Below are 15,426 nucleotides of genomic sequence, written 5' to 3' on the forward strand. Positions count from 1 at the left end.
TTATGCTGAGTATTCTCTGGAATCTGGCTGCATTCATCGTCGCACTCGGTGTGCTTATCACTGTGCATGAATTTGGTCATTTCTGGGTTGCCCGGCGCTGTGGAGTCCGTGTCGAGCGCTTTTCCATTGGCTTTGGAAAAGCGCTTTGGCGTCGTACCGATAAACTGGGTACTGAATACGTCATCGCCCTGATCCCACTCGGCGGCTACGTCAAAATGCTGGATGAGCGTGCTGAGCCGGTTATACCGGAGCTGCGCCACCACGCCTTCAACAATAAAACAGTTGGGCAACGTGCTGCCATTATCGCTGCAGGCCCAATTGCAAACTTCATCTTTGCTATTTTTGCCTACTGGTTGGTCTTTATCATCGGTGTCCCTGGTGTGCGTCCGGTTGTTGGTGAGATCACACCTAATTCGATCGCCGCTCAGGCGCAAATTTTGCCTGGTACGGAACTAAAAGCTGTTGATGGCATCGAAACCCCAGATTGGGATACTGTGCGGTTGCAGCTGGTCTCCAAAATCGGCGATGAGCATACGACCATCAGCGTGGCGCAGTTTGGCAGCAACCAGCGACAGGACAAAACGCTGGATCTGCGCGATTGGGCATTTGAGCCGGATAAAGAGGATCCTGTCTCTAGTCTGGGGATTCGCCCGCGCGGTCCGCAGATTGAACCGGTGCTGTCAGAAGTGCAGGTTAACTCCGCTGCAAGCAAGGCGGGTTTGCAAGCTGGCGACAGGATCGTTAAAGTCGATGGTCAACCGCTAACGCAATGGATGACGTTCGTGATGTTGGTGCGCGATAATCCAGGTAAGCCGTTAGCGCTCGAAATTGAAAGGCAGGGGAGTCCCTTGTCTTTAACATTAATCCCGGATACCAAACCGGGTAATGGAAAGGCGGAAGGTTTTGCGGGCGTTGTGCCTAAAATTATCCCTCTGCCTGATGAGTACAAGACTGTACGCCAGTATGGGCCGTTCAGCGCCATCCTCGAAGCCACGGATAAAACGTGGCAGCTGATGAAGTTGACGGTCAGTATGCTGGGAAAATTGATTACCGGTGATGTAAAACTGAACAACCTCAGTGGGCCGATTTCTATCGCCCAGGGGGCTGGGATGTCAGCGGAGTTCGGGGTAATTTATTACCTGATGTTCCTTGCGCTTATCAGCGTGAACTTAGGGATAATCAACCTGTTTCCGTTGCCCGTTCTTGACGGGGGGCATCTGCTGTTCCTGGCGATTGAAAAGCTGAAGGGCGGTCCGGTATCCGAGCGGGTTCAAGACTTTAGTTATCGCATTGGCTCTATTTTGCTGGTGTTGTTAATGGGGCTTGCACTTTTCAATGATTTCTCTCGGTTGTAAGAGAGTGTTAGGAAGAACGCATAATAACGATGGCGATGAAAAAGTTGCTCATAGCGTCGCTGCTGTTTAGCAGCGCCACCGTATACGGTGCTGAAGGGTTCGTAGTGAAGGACATTCATTTCGAAGGCCTACAGCGAGTCGCCGTTGGTGCGGCTCTCCTTAGTATGCCGGTGCGTACAGGCGACACGGTTAATGATGAAGACATCAGTAATACCATTCGCGCCCTGTTCGCCACCGGAAACTTTGAGGATGTCCGCGTCCTGCGCGATGGTGATACCCTTCTGGTTCAGGTAAAAGAACGTCCGACGATTGCCAGCATTACTTTCTCCGGTAACAAATCGGTGAAAGACGACATGCTTAAGCAGAACCTCGAGGCGTCTGGCGTGCGTGTTGGCGAATCTCTTGATCGCACAACCCTTGCCGATATCGAAAAAGGCCTGGAAGATTTCTACTATAGCGTCGGTAAGTACAGCGCCAGTGTGAAAGCGGTGGTAACACCGTTGCCGCGTAACCGCGTTGATCTCAAACTGGTGTTCCAGGAAGGTGTATCGGCGAAGATCCAACAGATCAATATCGTCGGTAACCACGCCTTTACAACCGACGAGCTTATCTCTCACTTCCAACTGCGTGATGAAGTGCCGTGGTGGAACGTCGTAGGCGATCGTAAATATCAGAAACAGAAACTGGCGGGCGATCTCGAAACCCTGCGCAGCTACTATCTGGATCGCGGTTACGCTCGTTTCAACATTGACTCCACGCAGGTCAGCCTGACGCCGGATAAGAAAGGTATCTATATCACTGTCAACATCACAGAAGGCGAGCAGTACAAACTTTCTGGGGTGCAAGTGAGCGGTAACCTTGCCGGACACTCTGCCGAGATTGAGACCCTGACGAAAATCGAGCCGGGCGAACTCTATAACGGCACCAAAGTGACCAAAATGGAAGATGATATCAAGAAGCTTCTGGGTCGCTATGGCTATGCCTACCCGCGTGTACAGTCGCAACCTGAAATCAACGATGCAGACAAAACCGTAAAATTACGTGTAAATGTGGATGCGGGTAACCGTTTCTATGTTCGTAAGATCCGTTTTGAAGGTAACGACACCTCTAAAGATTCCGTGCTGCGTCGCGAAATGCGCCAGATGGAAGGCGCGTGGTTGGGTAGCGATCTGGTCGATCAGGGTAAAGAACGTCTGAATCGTCTGGGCTACTTCGAAACCGTGGACACTGATACTCAGCGTATTCCGGGTAGTCCGGATCAGGTTGATGTGGTCTATAAGGTGAAAGAACGTAACACCGGTAGCTTCAACTTCGGCGTCGGTTACGGTACCGAGAGCGGCGTTAGCTTCCAGGCGGGCGTTCAGCAGGATAACTGGTTAGGTACCGGTTATTCGGTCGGTATTAACGGCACCAAAAACGACTATCAGACCTATACTGAGTTGTCTGTTACCAACCCGTATTTCACCGTTGATGGTGTCAGCCTTGGTGGTCGCGTCTTCTATAACGACTTTGAAGCGGATGATGCGGATCTGTCCGACTATACCAACAAAAGTTATGGTACAGACGTAACGCTGGGCTTCCCGATCAACGAATACAATACGTTGCGTGCGGGTCTGGGTTATGTGCATAACTCCCTGTCTAACATGGATCCACAGGTTGCGATGCAGCGATATCTGGTTTCCATGGGTGAGAATCCTGACGCTGATAGCTTCAAATCGGACGATTTCACCTTCAACTACGGTTGGACATACAACAAGCTGGACCGTGGGTACTTCCCAACGGAAGGTACGCGTGTCAACCTGAACGGTAAAGTGACGGTTCCTGGTTCTGATAACGAATACTACAAAGCGACGTTGGATACTGCGACCTATGTGCCGATCGATGACGACCATAAATGGGTTGTTCTGGGTCGTACTAAGTGGGGTTACGGTGACGGTATAGGCGGCAAAGAGATGCCGTTCTATGAGAACTTCTATGCCGGTGGTTCCAGCACTGTGCGTGGCTTCCAGTCGAACACTATCGGTCCGAAAGCCGTCTATTTACCGGCTAATCGTTATAATAATGATGACGATTATGACAACGAGTGTGACACTACCAATACTGCACCGTGTAAATCGGATGATGCTGTGGGCGGTAACGCCATGGCTGTCGCTAGCCTGGAGTTTATTACTCCGACGCCGTTTATTAGCGACAAGTATGCCAACTCGGTCCGTACTTCCTTCTTCTGGGATATGGGTACCGTTTGGGATACTAACTGGGATTCCGCGAAGTATTCTGGTTATCCAGACTACAGCGATCCGAGCAATATCCGTATGTCTGCAGGTATCGCATTACAATGGATGTCCCCATTGGGGCCGTTGGTCTTCTCCTACGCCCAGCCGTTTAAGGATTATGAGGGAGACAAAAAAGAGCAGTTCCAGTTTAACATTGGTAAAACCTGGTAATTGTTCTTCACAAAGGAATGTAAGAGTTGTGTAGCGATGACTTTAGGCGATCTTGCATGGGATCGCCTGGCCACGCAAAGAACTGCATCTTCGGATGCAAATGGGATGGTAAGGAGTTAATTGTGAAAAAGTGGTTATTAGCTGCAGGTCTCGGTTTAGCGATGGCAACGTCTGCACAGGCTGCCGACAAAATTGCAATCGTCAATATGGGTAGCCTGTTCCAACAGGTTGCACAGAAGACTGGTGTTTCTAATACGCTGGAAAACGAGTTCAAAGGCCGCGCCAGCGAACTGCAGCGTATGGAATCCGATCTGCAATCTAAAATGCAGCGTCTGCAATCTATGAAAGCGGGTGCCGATCGTACCAAGCTGGAAAAAGACGTTATGGCACAGCGCCAGACTTTCTCTCAGAAAGCGCAGGCTTTTGAGCAGGATCGTCAACGTCGTTCCAACGAAGAACGTGGCAAACTGGTTACTCGTATCCAGACTGCTGTGAAATCTGTCGCTAGCAGCCAGAGCATCGATCTGGTCGTTGACGCGAACACCGTTGCATACAACAGCAGCGATGTAAAAGACATCACCGCCGACGTACTGAAACAGGTTAAATAAGTAATGCCTTCAATTCGACTGGCTGATTTAGCAGAGCAGTTGGATGCAGAATTACACGGTGATGGCGATATCGTCATCACCGGCGTAGCGTCCATGCAATCTGCGCAAACTGGCAATATCACATTCATGGTAAACCCTAAATACCGTGAACATTTAGGCGTATGCCAGGCTTCTGCCGTTGTGATGACGCAGGACGATCTTCCTTTTGCTAAGAGTGCCGCGCTGGTAGTGAAGAATCCCTACCTGACCTATGCACGAATGGCACAAATTTTAGATACCACGCCTCAGCCTGCACAAAATATTGCACCCAGTGCAGTGATCGATGCGACGGCGAAGCTGGGTAATAATGTCTCTGTTGGCGCAAATGCGGTCATCGAGTCAGGCGTAGAGCTGGGCGATAACGTGGTTATCGGCGCAGGTTGCTTCGTCGGAAAAAACACAAAAATCGGTGCAGGTTCACGCTTGTGGGCCAATGTGACGATTTACCACGATATTCAGATCGGTGAGAATTGCTTGATCCAGTCAAGCACAGTCGTCGGATCTGACGGCTTTGGCTATGCAAACGATCGTGGTAATTGGGTGAAGATCCCGCAGCTTGGTCGCGTCATTATTGGCGATCGCGTCGAGATTGGTGCCTGTACGACAATCGATCGTGGCGCACTGGACGATACCGTGATCGGCAATGGTGTTATCATTGATAACCAGTGCCAGATTGCGCATAACGTTGTGATTGGCGACAATACGGCTGTAGCCGGTGGCGTCATTATGGCGGGTAGCCTGAAGATTGGCCGTTACTGCATGATTGGCGGCGCCAGCGTGATCAATGGGCATATGGAAATATGCGACAAAGTCACGGTAACTGGCATGGGTATGGTGATGCGTCCTATTACTGAACCTGGCGTCTACTCCTCAGGCATTCCGCTACAACCCAACAAGGTATGGCGTAAAACAGCTGCACTGGTGATGAATATTGATGATATGAGCAAGCGTCTCAAAGCAATTGAGCGCAAGGTTAATCAACAAGACTAACGTTCCACCTGTACACAACATCGTTCAAGCTGCATTGAAGCGGCAATTGAGTGAAATCCCGGGAGCTTGCGCAGGTAAGTGACTGGAGTGAGCCAAGGCAGCCAACAAAGCGGCAGCTTGAAAGATAAAGTGTATGTACGTGCCATCCTTTTACGGCCTGTCACATTCATGCGATTGCGACAGGCCGTGTTATTATTGCCTTTTAGTATATTTTGACAGGAAGAGTATTTTGACTACTAACACTCATACTCTGCATATTGAAGAGATTTTAGAACTTCTGCCGCACCGTTTTCCGTTTCTGCTGGTTGACCGTGTGCTGGATTTTGAAGAAGGTCGTTTTCTGCGCGCAGTGAAAAATGTATCCGTTAACGAGCCTTTCTTTCAGGGCCACTTCCCGGGTAAACCGATTTTCCCTGGTGTGCTGATTCTGGAAGCGATGGCACAGGCAACGGGTATTCTGGCGTTTAAAAGCGTAGGAAAACTGGAGCCGGGCGAACTGTATTACTTCGCAGGTATTGATGAGGCACGCTTTAAGCGTCCTGTCGTGCCAGGCGATCAGATGATCATGGAAGTGACTTTCGAGAAAACGCGCCGCGGCCTGACCCGTTTTAAAGGGGTTGCGTTGGTCGACGGTAAAGTTGTGTGCGAAGCAACAATGATGTGTGCCCGTAGCCGGGAGGCCTGATACGTGATTGATAAATCCGCCTTTATTCACCCAACTGCCATTGTAGAAGATGGTGCCAGCATTGGCGCTAATGCTCACATTGGCCCATTTTGTATTGTTGGACCCCATGTTGAAATTGGTGAGGGTACCGTACTGAAGTCTCACGTTGTCGTGAATGGTCATACCAAGATTGGTCGCGATAACGAGATCTATCAGTTTGCCTCCATCGGTGAAGTGAACCAGGACCTGAAATATGCTGGCGAACCGACCCGTGTGGAAATTGGCGATCGTAACCGCATCCGCGAGAGCGTCACCATTCATCGTGGCACAGTGCAGGGCGGTGGGTTGACGAAGGTGGGCAGTGATAACTTACTGATGATCAACGCGCACGTCGCGCACGATTGTACGGTGGGTAACCGCTGCATTCTGGCGAATAACGCCACGCTTGCCGGACATGTTTCGCTGGATGATTTTGTTATCATCGGTGGCATGACAGCGGTGCATCAGTTCTGCATCATTGGCGCGCACGTGATGGTTGGTGGCTGTTCTGGCGTTGCCCAGGATGTTCCTCCATACGTTATTGCCCAAGGCAACCATGCGACGCCGTTTGGCGTCAACATTGAAGGTCTGAAGCGTCGTGGATTCACTCGCGAAGCGATTACTGCGATCCGCAATGCCTATAAAGCGTTGTACCGCAGCGGCAAAACGCTTGACGAAGCGAAACCGGAAATCGCCGAACTGGCGAAGCAGTACCCCGATGTTCAGGCCTTTAGCGATTTCTTTGAGCGCTCAACGCGTGGTCTGATTCGTTAATGACTGAGCAGCGTCCTTTAACGATTGCCCTCGTCGCCGGAGAAACCTCCGGCGATATTCTTGGTGCAGGATTAATTCGAGCACTCAAGGCTCGCGTCCCCAATGCGCGATTTATTGGCGTTGCAGGTCCGCTGATGCAGGCTGAAGGCTGTGAAGCCTGGTACGAAATGGAAGAGTTGGCGGTAATGGGCATTGTTGAAGTGCTCGGACGTCTGCGCCGTTTGCTGCATATCCGCGCTGATCTGACTCGCCGTTTCACCGATCTCAAGCCGGATGTTTTTGTCGGTATTGATGCGCCTGATTTCAACATTACCCTCGAAGGAAATTTGAAAAAGCAGGGCATTAAAACCATTCATTACGTCAGCCCCTCCGTGTGGGCATGGCGACAGAAACGCGTTTTCAAAATAGGCAGATCCACCAATATGGTGCTGGCCTTTCTGCCTTTCGAAAAAGCGTTTTATGACAAATTTAACGTCCCGTGCCGCTTTATCGGTCACACCATGGCGGATGCCATGCCGTTGGATCCTGATAAAAATGCGGCTCGTGATGTTCTGGGTATTCCTCATGATGCGCACTGCCTGGCATTGCTACCGGGAAGTCGTGGTGCAGAAGTGGAAATGCTCAGCGCTGATTTTCTGAAAACAGCGCAGCTATTACGTCAACAATACCCGGATCTCGAAGTTGTGGTTCCGTTGGTCAATACCAAACGCCGAGAGCAGTTTGAACGCATCAAGGCTGAAGTGGCTCCAGAACTTTCCGTACATATGCTTAATGGAATGGGACGTGAAGCCATGGTTGCCAGCGATGCTGCGCTGCTGGCCTCTGGTACGGCTGCGCTGGAGTGCATGCTGGCGAAGTGTCCGATGGTTGTCGGCTATCGTATGAAACCCTTCACGTTCTGGCTGGCGAAGCGTCTGGTGAAAACCGATTATGTTTCTCTGCCGAACTTGTTAGCGGGAAGAGAACTGGTTAAAGAGCTGCTGCAGGATGAATGCGAACCGCATGCATTGGCGCAAGCGCTGTTGCCGTTGCTCGCCAATGGTAAAACCAGCCATGCGATGCATGACACTTTCCGTGAACTGCACCAGCAGATCCGTTGCAATGCCGATGAACAAGCGGCGGATGCTGTCCTGGAGTTAGCACAATGATTGAATTTGTTTATCCACATACGCATTTAGTGGCGGGTGTGGATGAAGTGGGGCGCGGTCCTTTGGTGGGAGCCGTTGTGACTGCGGCCGTTATACTTGATCCTGCGCGTCCGATTGTCGGGCTCAACGACTCCAAAAAATTGTCGGAAAAGCGTCGTCTGGCACTTTACGATGAAATCAAGGACAAGGCGTTAAGCTGGAGCCTTGGGCGAGCGGAACCGCATGAAATTGACGAGCTGAATATCCTGCATGCCACCATGCTGGCTATGCAGCGTGCGGTTGCAGGTCTGCATATTACGCCTGAATACGTACTGATTGATGGAAATCGTTGCCCGGCATTGCCGATGCCGTCGATGGCGGTAGTGAAAGGTGATAGCCGAGTGGCAGAGATCAGCGCTGCGTCTATCCTGGCTAAAGTCACACGTGACGCTGAAATGGCGGCGCTGGATATTATTTTTCCGCAGTATGGCTTTGCACAGCACAAAGGCTACCCAACCGCTTTTCATCTGGAAAAGCTGGCAGAGCATGGCGCTACAGAGCACCACCGTCGCAGCTTTGGCCCTGTCAAACGCGCACTGGGACTCGCGTCCTGATTCTTGTGTCGAGAATAAGTAAACCGGAATCTGAAGATGTCTGAACCACGTTTCGTCCACCTGCGGGTGCACAGCGACTACTCCATGATTGATGGGCTGGCAAAAACCGGACCGCTGGTAAAAAAGGCGGCCGCATTAGGCATGCCTGCGCTGGCGATCACCGATTTTACCAACCTGTGTGGTCTGGTGAAGTTTTACGGAGCGGGTCATGGCGCGGGCATTAAGCCAATTGTTGGCGCTGATTTTCATGTTCGTAGTGAACTGTTTGGTGATGAGCTCACTCAACTGACCGTGCTGGCGGCCAATAACACGGGTTACCAGAACCTGACATTGTTGATATCGAAAGCCTATCAGCGTGGCTATGGTGCTGAAGGGCCGGTTATCGACAAAGACTGGCTGGTCGATTTAAAAGATGGCTTAATTTTGCTTTCCGGTGGTCGCATGGGCGACGTCGGGCGCAGCCTGCTGCGTGGTAACAGCGCACTGGTCGATGAGTGCGTGACGTTTTATGAAGAACATTTTCCCAATTGCTACTTCCTGGAACTGATCCGCACCGGCAGGCAAGACGAAGAAAATTATCTGCATGCCGCAGTGGCTCTGGCCGAAACGCGTGGTCTGCCAGTGGTGGCGACCAACGATGTTCGCTTCCTTGAAAGCGGAGATTTCGACGCGCATGAAATTCGCGTTGCGATCCACGATGGTTTCACTCTCGATGATCCGAAACGCCCGCGCAACTATTCGCCGCAGCAGTATATGCGCAGCGAAGAGGAGATGTGCGAGCTGTTCTCCGACATCCCGGAAGCGCTGCAAAATACTGTCGAGATAGCCAAACGCTGTAATGTGACGGTACGTTTGGGCGAATATTTTCTGCCGCAGTTCCCGACTGGTGATATGACCACGGAAGACTATCTGGTCAAAAAATCCAAAGAGGGGCTGGAAGAGCGTCTGGCATTTTTGTTCCCGGACGAAGCCGAGCGTCAAGAGAAGCGCCCACCCTATGATGAACGCCTGGATATTGAACTTCAGGTTATTAACCAAATGGGGTTCCCGGGTTACTTCCTGATCGTTATGGAGTTTATCCAGTGGTCAAAAGATAACGGTGTACCCGTTGGGCCGGGACGTGGTTCCGGTGCGGGCTCGTTGGTTGCTTATGCATTAAAAATTACCGATCTTGATCCGCTGGAATTCGACCTGCTGTTCGAACGTTTCCTCAACCCGGAACGTGTCTCGATGCCTGACTTCGACGTTGACTTCTGTATGGAGAAGCGCGACCAGGTAATTGAGCACGTAGCGGATATGTATGGCCGTGACGCGGTATCGCAGATTATTACCTTTGGTACGATGGCGGCAAAAGCGGTTATCCGCGACGTAGGCCGCGTGCTGGGGCATCCGTACGGTTTTGTTGACCGTATTTCTAAACTGGTACCACCCGATCCGGGGATGACGCTGGCGAAGGCCTTTGAGGCTGAGCCGCAACTGCCTGAAATTTACGAGGCTGATGAAGAGGTCAGGGCGCTGATCGACATGGCGCGTAAGCTGGAAGGTGTCACACGTAACGCCGGTAAACATGCTGGTGGTGTGGTCATCGCGCCAACTAAAATTACTGACTTTGCGCCGTTGTACTGCGATGAGCAGGGGCTGCATCCGGTTACTCAGTTTGATAAGAACGATGTGGAATACGCCGGGCTGGTGAAGTTTGACTTCCTCGGCTTGCGAACGCTCACTATCATCAACTGGGCGCTGGAGATGATAAACGCTCGCCGTAAGAAGAACGGTGAGCCACCGCTGGATATTGCCGCCATTCCGCTCGACGATAAAAAAAGTTTCGATATGCTGCAGCGTTCAGAGACGACAGCTGTTTTCCAGCTTGAATCTCGCGGTATGAAGGATCTGATCAAGCGCCTGCAGCCTGACTGCTTCGAAGACATGATCGCTCTGGTGGCGCTGTTCCGTCCCGGCCCGCTCCAGTCGGGGATGGTAGATAACTTTATCGACCGTAAACACGGTCGTGAAGAGATTTCCTACCCGGACGTACAATGGCAGCATGAGTGCCTGAAACCGGTGCTGGAGCCGACCTATGGCATTATCCTGTATCAGGAACAGGTCATGCAGATAGCCCAGGAGCTGTCGGGCTATACTCTTGGCGGCGCGGACATGTTGCGTCGTGCAATGGGTAAGAAAAAACCGGAAGAGATGGCCAAGCAGCGCGGCACCTTCGAAGAAGGGGCGAAAAAGCGTGGTGTAGATGGCGAGCTGGCGATGAAAATCTTTGACCTGGTGGAGAAATTCGCCGGTTACGGATTTAACAAATCGCACTCCGCGGCCTATGCGCTGGTCTCTTACCAGACGCTGTGGCTGAAAGCGCATTACCCCGCTGAGTTTATGGCAGCGGTAATGACCGCCGATATGGATAACACCGAAAAGGTGGTGGGGCTGGTGGACGAATGCTGGCGCATGGGGCTAAAAATCCTGCCGCCAGATATCAACTCCGGGCTGTATCATTTCCATGTTAATGATGACGGCGAAATTGTGTATGGCATCGGCGCGATAAAAGGCGTGGGTGAAGGGCCAATTGAAGCTATCATTGAAGCGCGTAATAAAGGTGGCTACTTCCGCGAGCTGTTTGATCTCTGCGCCCGCACAGATATTAAGAAGCTTAATCGCCGGGTGTTGGAAAAGCTAATCATGTCCGGGGCGTTTGACCGCCTTGGCCCGCATCGCGCTGCGTTGATGAATTCGCTTAATGATGCGCTTAAAGCTGCCGATCAGCATGCGAAAGCTGAAGCTATCGGTCAGGCCGATATGTTTGGTGTACTGGCGGAAGAGCCGGAACAAATTGAACAATCCTACGCCAGCTGCACGCCGTGGCCGGAGCAGGTGGTATTAGAGGGTGAACGTGAAACGTTAGGACTTTACCTGACCGGACACCCTATCAATCAGTATTTAAAAGAAATTGAGCGCTATGTCGGAGGCCACAGGCTGAAAGACATGCATCCGACAGAACGTGGTAAAGTTACCACTGCTGCGGGGCTCGTTATTGCTGCGCGGGTAATGGTCACCAAGCGCGGTAATCGTATCGGCATCTGCACACTGGATGACCGTTCCGGGCGTCTGGAAGTGATGTTATTCACCGATGCTCTGGATAAATACCAGCATTTGCTGGAAAAAGACCGCATACTTATCGTCAGCGGACAGGTCAGCTTTGATGACTTCAACGGCGGGCTTAAAATGATGGCCCGTGAAGTCATGGATATTGACGAAGCCCGGGAAAAATATGCTCGCGGGCTTGCTATCTCGCTGACGGACAGGCAAATTGATGACCAGCTTTTAAACCGACTCCGTCAGTCTCTGGAACCCCACCGCTCGGGGACAATTCCAGTACATCTCTACTATCAGAGGGCGGATGCACGTGCGCGATTGCGTTTTGGCGCAACGTGGCGTGTCTCTCCGAGCGATCGTTTGCTAAACGATCTCCGTGGCCTTATTGGTTCGGAGCAGGTGGAACTGGAGTTTGACTAATACAGGAATACTATGAGTCTGAATTTCCTTGATTTTGAACAGCCGATTGCAGAGCTGGAAGCAAAAATCGATTCTCTGACTGCGGTTAGCCGTCAGGATGAGAAACTGGATATTAACATCGATGAAGAAGTGCATCGTCTGCGTGAAAAAAGCGTAGAACTGACGCGCAAAATCTTCGCCGATCTTGGCGCATGGCAGGTAGCCCAACTGGCTCGCCATCCACAGCGTCCATATACCCTGGATTATGTCCGCTTGGCGTTTGATGAATTTGATGAGCTGGCGGGCGATCGCGCCTATGCGGATGACAAAGCTATTGTCGGCGGTATTGCGCGTCTTGAGGGGCGTCCGGTGATGATCATTGGTCATCAGAAAGGCCGCGAGACCAAAGAGAAAATTCGTCGCAACTTCGGCATGCCAGCACCGGAAGGCTATCGTAAAGCGCTGCGTCTGATGGAAATGGCCGAACGCTTCAAGATGCCGATTATCACCTTCATCGACACCCCTGGGGCTTACCCGGGTGTGGGGGCGGAAGAACGTGGTCAGTCTGAAGCGATTGCGCGCAACCTGCGTGAAATGTCACGTCTGAGCGTGCCGGTTATCTGCACCGTTATCGGTGAAGGTGGTTCCGGTGGTGCGCTGGCGATCGGCGTGGGCGATAAAGTGAATATGCTGCAATACAGCACCTATTCAGTTATCTCCCCGGAAGGCTGCGCGTCCATTCTGTGGAAAAGCGCAGACAAAGCGCCGTTGGCGGCAGAAGCGATGGGCATTATTGCGACGCGTTTGAAAGAGCTGAAGCTTATCGACTCCATCGTTCCGGAACCACTGGGTGGTGCGCATCGTAATCCGGAAGCAATGGCAGCGTCGCTGAAGGCGCAATTGCTGGCCGATCTGGCCGATCTTGACGTGTTAAGTACGGAAGAGCTCAAAAATCGTCGTTACCAGCGTCTGATGAACTACGGTTACGCGTAAACTGTATTTATTCTGAAAAGGGCCACAACACTGTGGCCCTTTTTTTTACCTGCGGTTTGACCAGGCTATGATTAACTAAGGTTTTTCCAGGAGGAACGCATGAACATTATTGCCATCATGGGACCGCATGGCGTCTTTTATAAAGATGAGCCCATCAAGGAACTTGAACGTGCGCTGCAGCAGCAGGGGTTTCAGATTATCTGGCCACAGAATAGCGTCGACCTGCTGAAATTTATCGAACACAATCCGCGCATTTGCGGTGTTATTTTTGACTGGGATGAATACAGCCTGGAGCTATGTAGCGATATCAATCAGCTAAATGAATATCTCCCACTGTACGCTTTTATTAATACCCATTCGACGATGGATGTCAGCGCCCACGATCTGCGCATGGCGCTGTGGTTTTTTGAGTATGCGCTTGGTCAGTCCGAAGATATAGCGACGCGTATTCGGCAGTACACCAGTGAATATCTCGATAACATTACGCCTGCCTTTACCAAAGCGCTGTTTACTTATGTGAAGGAAGGGAAGTATACCTTCTGTACGCCAGGGCATATGGCGGGAACGGCGTACCAGAAAAGCCCGGTGGGATGCCTGTTCTATGATTTCTTTGGCGGCAACACGTTAAAGGCTGACGTGTCCATTTCTGTGACTGAGTTGGGGTCGCTATTGGACCATACAGGTCCACACCTGGAAGCAGAAGAGTATATCGCTCGCACCTTTGGCGCAGAGCAAAGTTATATGGTCACCAACGGCACATCGACGTCGAATAAGATTGTTGGGATGTATGCCGCCCCTACGGGAAGTACGTTATTAATTGATCGCAACTGTCATAAATCTCTCGCGCATTTATTGATGATGAGTGATGTGGTGCCCATTTGGCTGAAACCCACACGTAATGCGCTGGGGATCCTCGGGGGAATTCCGCGCCGCGAATTCTGCCGCGAGAGTATTGCACGTAAGGTAGAGGAGACTACGCAAGCACAGTGGCCGGTGCATGCAGTTATCACTAACTCGACCTACGACGGTCTGTTGTATAACACTAACTGGATTAAACAAACGCTGGATGTCCCTTCTATTCATTTTGACTCTGCCTGGGTGCCTTACACGCATTTCCATCCGATTTACCAGGGGAAAAGTGGCATGAGCGGTGAGAGGGTTCCAGGTAAAGTCATCTTTGAAACGCAGTCCACCCACAAGATGTTGGCCGCGTTGTCGCAGGCGTCTTTGATTCACATTAAAGGGGATTATGACGAAGATACCTTTAATGAAGCCTTTATGATGCACACCTCGACCTCACCCAGCTACCCCATTGTGGCATCGATTGAAACAGCGGCGGCGATGCTGCGTGGTAATCCCGGTAAGCGGCTAATTAACCGCTCGGTGGAGCGCGCGCTCCATTTCCGTAAAGAGGTACAGCGACTGCGAGAAGAATCGGACGGGTGGTTCTTCGATATCTGGCAGCCGGAAAAAGTAGATCAAGCGGAATGCTGGCCCGTCGCTCCTGATGAAGGCTGGCATGGGTTTAATGATGCTGACGCTGACCACATGTTCCTCGACCCGGTAAAAGTCACTATTCTGACGCCGGGAATGGATGAACAAGGAAATATGAGCGAAGAAGGGATCCCTGCCGCGCTGGTAGCAAAGTTCCTCGATGAACGCGGTGTCGTGGTGGAGAAAACAGGTCCGTATAATCTGTTGTTCCTGTTCAGCATTGGGATTGATAAAACCCGGGCAATGGGCTTACTGCGAGGACTTACTGAGTTCAAACGCTCATATGACCTTAATTTGCGCGTTAAAAACATGCTGCCGGATTTGTATGCTGAAGATCCTGATTTTTATCGCAATATGCGTATTCAGGATCTGGCGCAGGGGATCCATAATTTGATCCGCCAGCATGATCTCTCCGGGTTGATGCTACGGGCATTTGACACCTTGCCGGAAATGAAAATGACGCCGCATCAGGCCTGGCAGCGACAAATTAAAGGCGAAGTGGAGACCGTGACGCTCGATCAACTGGTGGGGCGCGTTTCTGCCAATATGATCCTGCCTTATCCACCTGGTGTACCGCTGCTGATGCCGGGGGAAATGATCACTGAAGAAAGCCGTGCTGTACTCGATTTCCTGCTGATGCTGTGTTCAGTAGGCCATCATTACCCCGGATTCGAAACAGATATTCATGGCGCTAAACTGGGCGAGGACGGTGTGTATCGTGTGAGAGTCCTAAAAATGGCATAACGACTTGCCTGAACCGACTGCGGATGAGTAATGTGCGAAAAGA

Annotated in this window: 11 protein-coding genes; all 11 read left to right on the plus strand. The window is 51.4% G+C overall.

From position 1 onward, the window contains the following. Positions 1–2 precede the first annotated feature (2 nt). On the plus strand, positions 3–1,355 hold the full coding sequence (rseP, locus tag OGX98_RS23830; protein WP_045439992.1) for a sigma E protease regulator RseP: 1,353 nt from the start codon (positions 3–5) through the stop codon (positions 1,353–1,355). Between the two features lie 29 nt (positions 1,356–1,384). After that, positions 1,385–3,799, plus strand: coding sequence for an outer membrane protein assembly factor BamA (gene bamA, locus OGX98_RS23835; protein WP_045440002.1), 2,415 nt, complete (start codon positions 1,385–1,387; stop codon positions 3,797–3,799). Positions 3,800–3,921: 122 nt separating this feature from the next. Continuing rightward, entirely contained in the window at positions 3,922–4,407 is a 486-nt protein-coding gene (gene skp / locus OGX98_RS23840) for a molecular chaperone Skp (RefSeq protein WP_045440005.1), read from the plus strand. 3 nt (positions 4,408–4,410) lie between these two features. Next, positions 4,411–5,436, plus strand: coding sequence for a UDP-3-O-(3-hydroxymyristoyl)glucosamine N-acyltransferase (lpxD, locus tag OGX98_RS23845; protein WP_003018531.1), 1,026 nt, complete (start codon positions 4,411–4,413; stop codon positions 5,434–5,436). A gap of 229 nt (positions 5,437–5,665) precedes the next feature. Then, complete coding sequence (gene fabZ, locus OGX98_RS23850; protein ID WP_003018528.1) at positions 5,666–6,121, plus strand: 3-hydroxyacyl-ACP dehydratase FabZ; 456 nt, start codon at positions 5,666–5,668, stop codon at positions 6,119–6,121. A 3-nt stretch (positions 6,122–6,124) separates the two neighbouring features. Continuing rightward, positions 6,125–6,913, plus strand: a complete 789-nt coding sequence (lpxA, locus tag OGX98_RS23855; protein WP_045440007.1) for an acyl-ACP--UDP-N-acetylglucosamine O-acyltransferase — start codon at positions 6,125–6,127, stop codon at positions 6,911–6,913. Then, positions 6,913–8,061 (plus strand): lipid-A-disaccharide synthase, encoded by a 1,149-nt coding sequence (gene lpxB, locus OGX98_RS23860; protein ID WP_045440009.1) that lies wholly within the window; start codon positions 6,913–6,915, stop codon positions 8,059–8,061. The genes lpxA and lpxB overlap by 1 nt, the downstream gene beginning before the upstream one ends. Continuing rightward, a complete protein-coding gene (gene rnhB, locus OGX98_RS23865) occupies positions 8,058–8,654 on the plus strand; it encodes a ribonuclease HII (RefSeq protein WP_048222026.1) in 597 nt (198 codons plus the stop codon). Before lpxB ends, rnhB begins: the two co-directional genes overlap by 4 nt. Positions 8,655–8,690: 36 nt before the next feature. Continuing rightward, positions 8,691–12,173, plus strand: a complete 3,483-nt coding sequence (gene dnaE, locus OGX98_RS23870; protein ID WP_045440012.1) for a DNA polymerase III subunit alpha — start codon at positions 8,691–8,693, stop codon at positions 12,171–12,173. Between the two features lie 12 nt (positions 12,174–12,185). After that, entirely contained in the window at positions 12,186–13,145 is a 960-nt protein-coding gene (gene accA, locus OGX98_RS23875) for an acetyl-CoA carboxylase carboxyl transferase subunit alpha (protein WP_045440015.1), read from the plus strand. Positions 13,146–13,244: 99 nt separating this feature from the next. After that, on the plus strand, positions 13,245–15,383 hold the full coding sequence (ldcC, locus tag OGX98_RS23880; protein WP_286596006.1) for a lysine decarboxylase LdcC: 2,139 nt from the start codon (positions 13,245–13,247) through the stop codon (positions 15,381–15,383). The last annotated feature ends 43 nt before the right edge of the window (positions 15,384–15,426 follow it).

Source organism: Citrobacter sp. Cm046 (assembly GCF_030333065.1).
Taxonomy (GTDB): Bacteria; Pseudomonadota; Gammaproteobacteria; order Enterobacterales; family Enterobacteriaceae; genus Citrobacter; species Citrobacter murliniae.

Excerpts from the sequence above, each read along its gene's own strand:
- accA (WP_045440015.1), top strand. The coding sequence starts at position 12,186 with ATGAGTCTGAATTTCCTTGATTTTGAACAGCCGATTGCAGAGCTGGAA.
- bamA (WP_045440002.1), top strand. The coding sequence starts at position 1,385 with ATGGCGATGAAAAAGTTGCTCATAGCGTCGCTGCTGTTTAGCAGCGCC.
- lpxD (WP_003018531.1), top strand. The coding sequence starts at position 4,411 with ATGCCTTCAATTCGACTGGCTGATTTAGCAGAGCAGTTGGATGCAGAA.
- dnaE (WP_045440012.1), top strand. The coding sequence starts at position 8,691 with ATGTCTGAACCACGTTTCGTCCACCTGCGGGTGCACAGCGACTACTCC.
- lpxB (WP_045440009.1), top strand. The coding sequence starts at position 6,913 with ATGACTGAGCAGCGTCCTTTAACGATTGCCCTCGTCGCCGGAGAAACC.
- ldcC (WP_286596006.1), top strand. The coding sequence starts at position 13,245 with ATGAACATTATTGCCATCATGGGACCGCATGGCGTCTTTTATAAAGAT.
- rnhB (WP_048222026.1), top strand. The coding sequence starts at position 8,058 with ATGATTGAATTTGTTTATCCACATACGCATTTAGTGGCGGGTGTGGAT.
- rseP (WP_045439992.1), top strand. The coding sequence starts at position 3 with ATGCTGAGTATTCTCTGGAATCTGGCTGCATTCATCGTCGCACTCGGT.